The sequence below is a fragment of the Klebsiella sp. genome (assembly GCF_027492335.1).
Classification (GTDB): Bacteria; Pseudomonadota; Gammaproteobacteria; order Enterobacterales; family Enterobacteriaceae; genus Klebsiella; species Klebsiella huaxiensis.
The window spans coordinates 175,609-185,801 of sequence record NZ_JAPUEW010000066.1; the positions used below are offsets into that span (position 1 = coordinate 175,609).

General features: G+C 48.7%; 9 protein-coding genes. 4 read left to right on the forward strand and 5 right to left on the reverse strand.

The genetic code is table 11. The features are described 5' to 3' along the window. Positions 1 to 12: 12 nt before the first annotated feature. Positions 13 to 1,083, reverse strand: a complete 1,071-nt coding sequence (gene ompA / locus QVF11_RS20070) for a porin OmpA (RefSeq protein WP_112214601.1) — start codon at positions 1,081 to 1,083, stop codon at positions 13 to 15. A 353-nt stretch (positions 1,084 to 1,436) separates the two neighbouring features. Beyond that, positions 1,437 to 1,946, reverse strand: a complete 510-nt coding sequence (gene sulA, locus QVF11_RS20075) for an SOS-induced cell division inhibitor SulA (protein ID WP_112214600.1) — start codon at positions 1,944 to 1,946, stop codon at positions 1,437 to 1,439. 465 nt (positions 1,947 to 2,411) lie between these two features. On the opposite strand from sulA, the gene QVF11_RS20080 reads away from it, so the two are divergent. Next, entirely contained in the window at positions 2,412 to 3,035 is a 624-nt protein-coding gene (locus tag QVF11_RS20080) for a TfoX/Sxy family DNA transformation protein (RefSeq protein ID WP_287858859.1), read from the forward strand. Here the strand turns inward: QVF11_RS20080 and yccS are convergent. Together yccS and QVF11_RS20090 are read right to left on the reverse strand one after the other, a co-directional pair. Beyond that, positions 3,023 to 5,158 carry a YccS family putative transporter gene (gene yccS, locus QVF11_RS20085; RefSeq protein ID WP_112214598.1) on the reverse strand — a complete coding sequence of 712 codons (2,136 nt, stop codon included), beginning with the start codon at positions 5,156 to 5,158 and terminating at the stop codon, positions 3,023 to 3,025. The two genes, QVF11_RS20080 and yccS, sit on opposite strands and share 13 nt — an antisense overlap. Before the next feature lie 17 nt (positions 5,159 to 5,175). Next, positions 5,176 to 5,622 carry a YccF domain-containing protein gene (locus tag QVF11_RS20090; protein ID WP_287858861.1) on the reverse strand — a complete coding sequence of 149 codons (447 nt, stop codon included), beginning with the start codon at positions 5,620 to 5,622 and terminating at the stop codon, positions 5,176 to 5,178. A gap of 122 nt (positions 5,623 to 5,744) precedes the next feature. On the opposite strand from QVF11_RS20090, the gene helD reads away from it, so the two are divergent. Then, positions 5,745 to 7,799: a DNA helicase IV gene (helD, locus tag QVF11_RS20095; protein ID WP_287858862.1), complete on the forward strand. Its 2,055-nt coding sequence runs from the start codon at positions 5,745 to 5,747 to the stop codon at positions 7,797 to 7,799. 28 nt (positions 7,800 to 7,827) lie between these two features. On the opposite strand, the gene mgsA is transcribed toward helD, so the two are convergent. After that, positions 7,828 to 8,286 (reverse strand): methylglyoxal synthase, encoded by a 459-nt coding sequence (gene mgsA / locus QVF11_RS20100; protein ID WP_112214596.1) that lies wholly within the window; start codon positions 8,284 to 8,286, stop codon positions 7,828 to 7,830. A 155-nt stretch (positions 8,287 to 8,441) separates the two neighbouring features. On the opposite strand from mgsA, the gene QVF11_RS20105 reads away from it, so the two are divergent. Further along, positions 8,442 to 8,855, forward strand: a complete 414-nt coding sequence (locus tag QVF11_RS20105) for a CoA-binding protein (protein ID WP_112214595.1) — start codon at positions 8,442 to 8,444, stop codon at positions 8,853 to 8,855. 701 nt (positions 8,856 to 9,556) lie between these two features. Beyond that, positions 9,557 to 10,193, forward strand: a 637-nt coding sequence (locus tag QVF11_RS20110) for a BapA/Bap/LapF family prefix-like domain-containing protein (protein WP_287858864.1), incomplete at its 3' end; no start/stop codon positions are given.

The window sequence follows — 10,193 nt, forward strand, 5'->3', positions numbered from 1 at the left end:
TAACGCGATAACTTAAGCCTGCGGCTGAGTTACTACGTCTTTGTAGCCTTTAACTTCGATCTCTACGCGACGATCCGGACCCAGGCAGTCAATCAGAGCAGCGCGAGCTTTCACGTTGTCACAGGTGCTACCAGTGACCGGGTTGGATTTACCCATACCGCGAGCGGAGATTTTGCTAGCCGGGATACCTTTAGATACCAGGTAATCAACAACGGACTGAGCACGTTTCTCAGACAGCTGCTGGTTGTAGGCATCAGAACCGATACGGTCGGTGTAGCCCAGTACAACTGCGGAACCGTCTTTCGGATCCATGTTGCTCAGCTGAGTATACAGCTGATCCAGAGCCTGCTGACCTTCCGGTTTCAGGGTTGCTTTGTTAAAGTTGAACAGAACGTCAGACTTCAGGGTGAAGTGCTTGGTAGTTACTTCTGGAGCCGGAGCCGGAGCCGGAGCTACAACCGGAGCAACATCTTCCTGACCGAAGCGGTAGGAAACACCTAAGCTCAGCATGCCGTTATCAGGACGGGTACCAACGGTGCCAGCGTCGCCGATGTTGTTAACCCACTGGTATTCCAGACGGGTTGCGATGTCACGAGTAACAGCCCACTCTAAGCCGCCCGCGAATACTGGGGAAACGCCAGTGTCGTGTTCGCTGCGAGAAACACCGTTAGAAGCGTAGTTGCCTTTAGAGTCTGCGCGCCAAACCATACCACCCAGACGGGTATAGATATCCAGATCGTCAGTGATCGGATAACCCAGTTTAGCCGTCAGCTGAACGCCCTGAGCTTTGAAAGCACCGTTATCAACGCTACCTTTGTAAGCCATACGGCCCAGCCAGTCGTAACCCATTTCGAAACCGAGGTACGGGTTAACCTGGTAGCCACCAAACGCGCCAGCACCCAGTTGATCGTTACGAACCGGACCGTTGTTACCTTTGAAACCGTTACCGTAGAAACCGGTGTCGTGATACTGGGACCAGCCCAGTTTAGCACCTGCATACCAGGTGTTATCTTTCGGAGCGGCCTGCGCTACGGTAGCGAAGCCAGCCAGTGCCACTGCAATCGCGATAGCTGTCTTTTTCATTTTTTGCGCCTCATTATCATCCAAAATTCGCCATGAAGGTACAAAAGACCTCACGGTTAAATCCTTCACCCGGGGCGTGACTTGTTGTTAACTATGCTGATACATGCAGCGAAAGCCGATCACCCCTGGCGATGTAAAGTCTACAACTTAGTTAGAAACTTACAAGTGTGAACTCCGTCAGGCATATGAAAAAAAAGGGTTGTGTACCTAATGTTTAACAACGTAGGGTTGGATTTCATATTGCAAAAAAAGTCGCGAGACCGCATCAGACAGGCATTTTAACAAAAACGGGCATTAAAAAATTAAGCCATCCACCAGGGCAAAAAAAATTCCAGGATTAATCCTAAATTCATTTAATGATACACGTTTGAGTGAATTTTTAGCCCAGAAAGTTGTCTGCCTGGCTGACCAATATTTCTCACTGGACGCATGATGAAGCCCATTGCATGGCCCTCTTGCGCAGCGACAACCAGTTGTTCATGTTCTTCAACTGTGAGTTCATCTGACAACCAGCCAATCACAACACTATAATTGCCGGTACGCAGTGCGCGGATCATTGATTCCAGCGTATTGTTGGGCGACATTTGGCTGATCTGCATCACCTTTGACAGCGGTAAACCTGAGGACTGTACCCATTCGCGGCTCAGTTTCTGCTGAGGCGTTAGCCACAGCTGCCAGCGTGATTGCTGACCAAGTTGCTGTAATAGAGGAAGCAATAATAGTTGCGTCATCATGGGTTGATCTTCGCGATAGACAATTTCACTGATCAGCCCATTGGTTGGGTGTTCGACTGCATCATGAGCGTGACGGCGTACTGAAGTAGAAGTCAGTGGTGAACGATTTGCGTGAGCTGAAGTAAACATAGTCTATCCCGCCTGTGAGTTACTGTATGAATGTACAGTACACACGACAGGTAAAAAGATCAACCACATTTTCTCTTCTGTTGACTGAAATCTGTACTTCATTTTTTCCCGGTTGATTCGGTGGGGAAAGCATGATTCCAGTATGCATATGATGTGAATTCATGGTTGAAAACATTTCTACTTGAGTGAATTTTTCTCCCCTGTATGAGTGTTATCCGTTTTGGATGCACTACCGATGCTAAGTATTCTGGTTTCTTTTGTTATTAATATTTATCAAATACTTTACCTTATTGCATTTTGACTTCATTGAGCGATATTTTTCTGAAAGCGGCTCGCAAAAACATAAGTTGGTTAAAATGAAGGCATAATTCATCTTGCCGCATCAAGAGAAGTCAATTACTTTCTTAATTAGCGGATCCGTTAACGAAACTATTTTTTATTTACATGATTAACAAAGGAATAATCATGAAGAAATTTCCAAGTCTACGGATCAAACAGTTCCAGAATTGCTTGTTATCATTAGGGAAAATCAGTTGTCGGCCTTTATTTGGCGGCTATAGTCTGGCGATAGATAATACCGTTTTTGCTATGGTTGCTGAGGGGGAAATTTATCTTAGGGTTTGTGAGCAGAGCGCGGAGTATCGCGTTGAACATAAAACCCCTCTTTTGATAATGCGAAAGAATGGTCGACCAGCTGCGCTGAAATATTATCATATCGATGAAGCACTTTGGCGTGACAACAATATGCTTTTCCAGCTATCATTTTTTTCATTTCAGACCGCACGCAATGAGAAGCAAAAGCAGAAAAACTCAGGGAGATTAAAAAATTTGCCAAATATTAGTTTCCACATGGAGCTGCAGCTGATTAATTCAGGTATTCCTGATGAAAAAACGTTGCGCGAAATTGGAGCGAAAAAAGCCTGGCTGAGGTTATTAAGATTAAATAAAGCGCTAACGGTCAATGTGCTTTATTCGTTATCTGGGGCTATCGATGGCGTGCATGCCGCCACACTCCCGATGCAACTGCGTCAGGAACTCGAAGAGTGGGCGGTAGAACAGCAGCGAGAGATAGAGACTTACTCGGGTTGAACATTGACCTGTCGTTGTAGCCGACATATTTCTGGCAGCAGCGCCAGCAGTAATCCAATTTGCTGGAGCACCAAAGGCTCTTTGCTGTCAGCTCGAGGATCAAGGTGCTGGATCCGGGTCTGCAAGCTTGCCAAAGCTTGCTGTACCCGCAGTTCATCAGCGGGTGCATGGTGCAGCGCATCATCAACATAGCAAACGGCATCGTCCAGCAGCGCCAGAATATCCGGTGTTGTCAGTTTTTCCCGATGGGCACCCAACGCTGAAATATAGCTGGTAAAAGTATGGTTCAGACACAGTAAGCGGAATGCGGTTTCTCGCATCGCTGAGTCAGCTCTGGGTTCAGTGGACAAATTTGAGACTACTGATGCCAGTTCACCATCGCGGTTATGCGCCGCACGCCGCGCGATACGATAAGCCAGTCGGTTGTCACGTCCCTGATGATATTGCTCAAGAATAGCATCCAGATATCGGCAGTTGGCGTTGATTGCCTGTTCAAGGACTCGCGGCAAATTGCGAAATTTCCAGTCGGGCCAAATAAAACTTACGGCTGCCCAGGCGATCGCACAACCGATCAACGTATCAAATATACGGGGTAAGGCGACTTCAAAGCCTTCACCCAGCAGGTTAAAGCACAACAGGACCAATAGGGTAATAAACATCGTTGCGTGGGCGTATTGTACGTTGCGAAAAGCAAAGAACAGCACGCCAGTCAGAACAATCAGAAGTAACTGGCCTTCTACTGAAGGTACCAGGAGCAGGACCGGGAGTCCTATCGCTACTCCAACCAGCGTACCGATTATTCTTAACGCCAGTCGGTGGCGCGTGGCGTTGTAGTTTGGCTGGCAAACAAACAGGCTGGTCAGCAATATCCAGTAGCCGTGGTTCAGCCCGGTAAGCTGAATAAAGGCGTAGCCCGCGCACAGGACTAAAGACATCCGAACCGCGTGACGGAATAGAGCTGACTCCGGTGACATGTTATTGCGCAAACGTAGCCAGATATCGCTAAAACCGTTAGGTTGGTCATCCGCGAGCAGGTTTTCAGTATTGTTATTGGTCTGTAGAGTAGTCTGTACGGATTCAATGGTCGCCAACTGGGCATCTATCGCTCGCAGGTTATTGAGCAAAAAGCCGAGCGCCTTAAGTTGCTCAGCCGGTGCTCCGCTCGCCCGTACACGATCGAGTGCGGCATCAAGATGCATAAATGCCCGTTCAAAGTGGGCATCGTGTTGATAGGGTTCGCGTAGCAGGATAGCGCGTGAGAGTTTTTGGCACGCTTGCGCCTGCATAGACAGCATACGTTGAAAGCGAAACATCACGTCGCTATAGCGAAAGTGGTCGCGCAACGTTTGGTACTGAATATGCGATGAGCTGGCGCGTTCGTGAATATCCTGAGCCACGAAGTAATACTGCAAAGTGCGGCGGGTACCGCGCTGACCGCGATCGCCGCGTAGACGAGTCAATAGAGAGACTTTCGTCTGATTCAGTGTGGTGACTAACTGGCCGTTGGCTATCGCCAGGTCATATAACGGCGCCTGGCTTTCATCTTCGATATCCGGGTCAAACAGTCGCGATTTAAGCTCCAGATAGTGAGCCAACTGCTCGTAACTGCGGGCCAGATTGTCCTGAAGAGGGCGGATAGGGAAGATAAGATGTCCGGCTAGAGTGAGTAAGTTATACCAGACCGCACCGGCTAACAAAAACAACGGCTGGAGGTACCAATGGCTGTAAAGCGTTACGCCCAGCATGGTATAGATAGCAATTAATAAAGCGCCAAAGGCGATTGTTGCATAGCGTTGTCCTAATCCACCGAGCAAAATAAAGCCTATAGTGGAGAGGGTCAGGCCGATCGCAAACAGCCAGGGCCAGGGAAAGAGAAGTTCCACCGATGCCGAAGCGATAAAGAAGCACACCAGAGTGATGGCCAGATTGCGCAGACGTCCTGTCAGGCGGTCATCAAGGTCAGTCAACGCCGCAGCCACTACTCCGAGTGTTAAGGGAATAGTCAGTTTTACTTCACCAATCCACCATGGAAATGCAGTCGTACCGCAGAGTGCGATAAAGATCCTGATGTTATATAACCAGGCGCTGTTCCAGGTATAGCGGCGTAGCAGGGGGCTAAGCATTTCTTTGTTCCATCCAATTACTGAAAGCGGCGACGGGCATTGGCCTCACGCGCGGCGCGGGCGGTCTCAACAGAAACGACTCGACGGCCCAGTGGCCACAAAGCAATTGCGGCGATTTTAAAATTGGCGATACCGACCGGGATGCCGATGATGGTCACACATTGTGCAATACCACAGAAGATATGCATCAGACACAACCACCAGCCAAAGAAAATAAACCATAATATATTCAGTAGAGTACCGCCCGCGTTCAACAGGCTATTCTTTCCTTGAGGTTCAAGTTCATCAACATGAATCGCTTCATTTCCGTATGGCAGCAAAGAGAGCTTGGTAATCTCCCAGCAGGAACGTGTGAGCGGTAGTGTAAAGATCAAAATGATACTCACTAGTGTTGCCAGCAGCCAGCCGAGCGTGGTGGCGAAACCGCCAAGGATAAAGTTTAAAATATTCAGAATGGTACGCATAAACCCTCTGTTTAATCCTGTGGATAATAAGACCCGCCCATTGTAGCGTTTTTTACGCTGGAGCACTCGGCCACTGGCGGTTAAACTTAAAAACAACCAACCTGATTGAAATTCGACATTATATGGAACTTAAAGCGACAACATTAGGCAAACGCATGGCGCAGCATCCTTATGACAGGGTGCAACTCCTCAATGCCGGAGTAAAGGTTTCCGGCGACAGCCATGAGTATCTTATACCTTTCAATCAGTTATTGTCGGTTCATTGCAAGCGCGGACTGGTATGGGGCGAACTGGAATTTGTCCTGCCAGATGATAAAGTTGTGCGTTTGCATGGCACCGAATGGAACGACACGCAGCGTTTTTATCATCATCTGAATACTCTCTGGCAGCAGTGGAGTGCGGAAATGAGCGACATTGCTGCCGATCTACTTCGCCAGCAGTTGGCAGAAGTGGCGCGTTCAAGCGCTGAGGGTAAATGGCTAACTCGCCAGCAGGTGACTGATATTCAGAGTAAAATCCGAAGTGCGCTAAGTGGATTACCTATGCCGACCGGTCGCCTTGAGGCTTTCGATAACTGCCGTGAACTGTGGCGGCAGTGCCTGGGCTGGCTGAGTGATACGGAAAAGGCCAGGCTTGCTCATAATCAGGCATTCACTGAATCGATACTGGAACAGTACCGTGGCTTTTTTGCGAGCGTGGAATCATCACCCCTGAACCCGGCGCAAGCCCGTGCGGTGGTGAACGGTGAGCGATCCTTATTAGTTCTGGCCGGGGCCGGAAGCGGTAAGACCTCCGTTTTGGTGGCGCGTGCGGGCTGGTTACTGACGCGTGGCGAAGCCGCAGCCGACCAGATCCTGCTGCTGGCATTTGGTCGCCAGGCGGCACAGGAGATGGATGAACGTATCCGTGAGCGTTTAAGCACAGAAGAGATATCCGCTCGTACTTTTCACTCCCTGGCCCTGCATATTATTCAGCAAGGCAGTAAAAAAGTGCCAACGATCAGTAAGCTGGAAAGCGATACCGCTACCCGACAAAAGCTATTAGTGCAGAGCTGGCAGCAGCAGTGTCAGGAGAAAAAAGCGCAGGCGAAAGGCTGGCGGTTGTGGCTGGAAGAGGAGATGGGCTGGCAGATTCCGGAAGGGGATTTCTGGCAGGACAAAAAGCTCCAGCGTCGGATGGCGAGTCGCCTCGACCGTTGGGTCAGCTTGATGCGGATGCACGGAGGATCGCAGGCCGAGATGATTGCGGGTGCGCCGGAAGAGGTGCGCGATCTCTTTGGCAAACGGGTCAAGCTGATGGCACCGTTGCTCAAAGAGTGGAAAACGGCATTAAAAGATGAGAATGCCGTCGATTTTTCCGGCCTGATTCACCAGGCGATTAATATTCTTGATAAAGGGCGGTTCGTCAGTCCATGGAAACATATTTTGGTTGATGAGTTTCAGGATATCTCTCCGCAGCGGGCATCATTGTTGGTAGCGTTGCGTCGGCAAAATACGCAGACCACTCTATTTGCCGTCGGCGATGACTGGCAGGCTATCTATCGTTTCAGCGGCGCTCAACTTTCCCTGACGACGGCCTTTAATCACTATTTTGGTGAAGGTGACTGTTGTGCGCTGGATACCACTTACCGCTTTAATGGCCGGATAGGCGAAGTAGCTAACGGGTTTATTCAGCAAAATCCGCACCAGTTAACCAAACCGTTGAATAGCCTGGTCGCAGGGGACAAAAAGGCCGTGACGTTATTGGCCGAGGATAAACTCGACGATTTGCTGGATAAACTGAGCGGTTATGTCAAACGAGAACAGCGAATTTTGCTGCTGGCCCGTTACCATCATTTGAGACCAGCGGAGCTGGATAAAGCCGCAACGCGCTGGCCGCACCTGCAGCTCGATTTTATGACTATCCATGCCAGCAAAGGGCAACAGGCGGATTACGTTATTGTTTTGGGGCTTCAGGATGGGGATGATGCGTTTCCTGCACCGGCGCGTGAGTCGATAATGGAGCAGGCATTGTTACCGCAACCGGAAGATTTTCCTGATGCCGAAGAACGACGTTTGCTGTACGTCGCAATCACCCGTGCTCGTTTACGTGTCTGGTTGCTATTTAACAAACAACAACCTTCACCGTTTGTCGAAATGTTAGAGGCGCTGGATGTACCAATAGCGAGAAAACCATAACAACTGGCGGCCTGGCCGCCAGCGCGGTTTATTTCAGACGGTCAGCGAGATAGCGCTGATAATCTGGGATCAGAATATCAACAGGATCGCTGAAGTGTGGAGACTGAATAATAAAGTCAGCGGTAGAAGCATTGGTAGCGACCGGGATGTTCCATACCGTTGCCAGACGTAATAGGGCTTTAACATCCGGGTCGTGTGGCACCGCATTCAGCGGGTCCCAGAAGAAAATGAGCACATCTATTTTACCTTCCGAAATCAATGCGCCCACCTGCTGGTCGCCACCCATTGGACCACTCAGAAGTGCCTGAACCTCAAGCCCGGTTGCGCGGGCGACGAGGTTACCGGTCGTGCCGGTTGCTGATAGCGTATGTTGAGCCAGCAGTTGCTGGTGGCGCCCAACCCATTTCATCAGCATATCTTTACAGTGATCGTGTGCAACCAGCGCGATATGTTTGCGCGCGGGTAATGTACGTATTGTCAGTTCCATTATTTCATTCCACATTTTGGCCTGCAGACAGATTACTGGAAGTGGCTGCTGCTGCAAGCGCCAGGGTGAAAAAATTTGATGTATCTGTAGGTTAGAGTGGATGGCTGGTTTAGCCGGATTAGCATACACTTGGGCTAAATAGCAGGAGGATGAAGATGAAAGAGAACGATATTGCAGGAATTCTGAGCTCGACTCGGACTATTGCGCTGGTGGGCGCGAGTGACAAACCTGACCGTCCAAGCTACCGGGTGATGAAATATCTTCTGGAGCAGGGGTACCACGTCATCCCTGTTTCACCCAAGGTTGCGGGCACTACGCTACTGGGACAAAAAGGATATGCAACGCTTGCCGATGTGCCGGAAAAAGTAGACATGGTCGATGTTTTCCGCAATTCGGAAGCGGCGTGGGGCGTTGCGCAGGATGCCGTGGCTATTGGGGCGAAAACGCTGTGGTTGCAGTTGGGCGTTATAAATGAGCAGGCCGCGGTGCTGGCGCGTGATGCCGGGCTTAATGTGGTGATGGATCGCTGTCCGGCAATTGAGATCCCGCGACTAGGATTAGCCAGATAAATCCAAAGTCGCGCAAGACGGCAATGCTGAGCAGTTAAGAAACGGTTGACCGAGTTTAACTGCGGCACAATAACGGCTTCCACGAAAGGGAGCCGTTTTCTTTACCGATATTTATTAAGTTATTTATGGTAAGTGTTTTAATTAAAACTACATCGAAACGTTTCTTTATTTTAAAGTGAAACGAACGCCAGCCTGAATTTTACTTTTATGCGTTGTCTTCCTGTTTTTAACTGGCAAGTTTTGTCTCTTTTTCTTTCCTTATTCTTAAAATCTCCCCCGCCAGGTGATTTATTTTCCTTAATAAACCACTGTAAGCGTATGGTTTATCTGTTATGCTTTTTTTTAAACTTTAAAAAAAACTGTTGATTTTTATCTGTTATTTACATGACTAATATCACAGATATTTTTGAATCAGTGATTAAATGGGTGTTTCTCAATATGAGAAATGTATTATTCATGATTTTATCTTTATTGTAATAACCGTGAGCAACCGTTTTTCTTATGGCCATTATTAACATCTCAAAATGTGAGTGAATTATTTTAATTATATGTAAAATAACGTTTTTATGTTATTTCAGGATGTAATTCTCTTATTTTGTCGTGACCTTGCGGGACTCCAGGAACTGGTATATCTAATAAGATGCATTATTAAGAATTATCTCATACCTCTGACTGCGTCTTCATCTCAAGGGTGCAACCTGATGAAAAATATAAATGTGACAGTGAAAGAAACGGGTGTCGAACGCACCGTTGATGGCAATCTAGTTAATCTAAATACGCAGTCAGTGGTTCTCCTGCATGTCAAGCGTGAAGAGATTAGTTCATATGCCCGGCAAGGTAATGATCTTGTTCTAAAACTCCATAACGGTGACACCGTTACAATTAAAAACTTTTTCGTTGTGGATGAGCATGGACAGCACAGTGACCTGGTTCTTATGGACGATGAGACGGGCGCATTATGGTGGCTGGAGGGCGCGGGTACTGATGGTGCCCATTATTTCCTGATTAGCGATCTTTCAGAAGTCATTGCTACCGGTGGAACAGGGCAAAGCATTGCCGGTTGGGTCATGGCGGGTGCGGCTCTACTGGGCATTGCGGCGATGTTTGCTGGCACTTCAAATAAAGATCACCACTCCTCAATTTCTCCTGACGATTCTGACTCTGATAGTGACTCTGACAGCGACTCCGATGCCGATAGCGATGCGGATTCCGACAGTGATTCGGACTCTGACAGCGACTCCGATTCAGATAGCGATTCGGATGCTGACAGCGATGCTGACTCGGACAGCGACTCGGATTCTGACAGTGACTCCGATTCAGACAGCGATTCGGACTCTG

What these genes read in the sequence shown, in the direction of transcription:
- QVF11_RS20105 (WP_112214595.1), top strand. Translation starts at nt 8,442, where the DNA reads ATGAAAGAGAACGATATTGCAGGAATTCTGAGCTCGACTCGGACTATT.
- mgsA (WP_112214596.1), bottom strand. Translation starts at nt 8,286, where the DNA reads ATGGAACTGACAATACGTACATTACCCGCGCGCAAACATATCGCGCTG.
- QVF11_RS20090 (WP_287858861.1), bottom strand. Translation starts at nt 5,622, where the DNA reads ATGCGTACCATTCTGAATATTTTAAACTTTATCCTTGGCGGTTTCGCC.
- sulA (WP_112214600.1), bottom strand. Translation starts at nt 1,946, where the DNA reads ATGTTTACTTCAGCTCACGCAAATCGTTCACCACTGACTTCTACTTCA.
- helD (WP_287858862.1), top strand. Translation starts at nt 5,745, where the DNA reads ATGGAACTTAAAGCGACAACATTAGGCAAACGCATGGCGCAGCATCCT.
- ompA (WP_112214601.1), bottom strand. Translation starts at nt 1,083, where the DNA reads ATGAAAAAGACAGCTATCGCGATTGCAGTGGCACTGGCTGGCTTCGCT.
- yccS (WP_112214598.1), bottom strand. Translation starts at nt 5,158, where the DNA reads ATGCTTAGCCCCCTGCTACGCCGCTATACCTGGAACAGCGCCTGGTTA.
- QVF11_RS20080 (WP_287858859.1), top strand. Translation starts at nt 2,412, where the DNA reads ATGAAGAAATTTCCAAGTCTACGGATCAAACAGTTCCAGAATTGCTTG.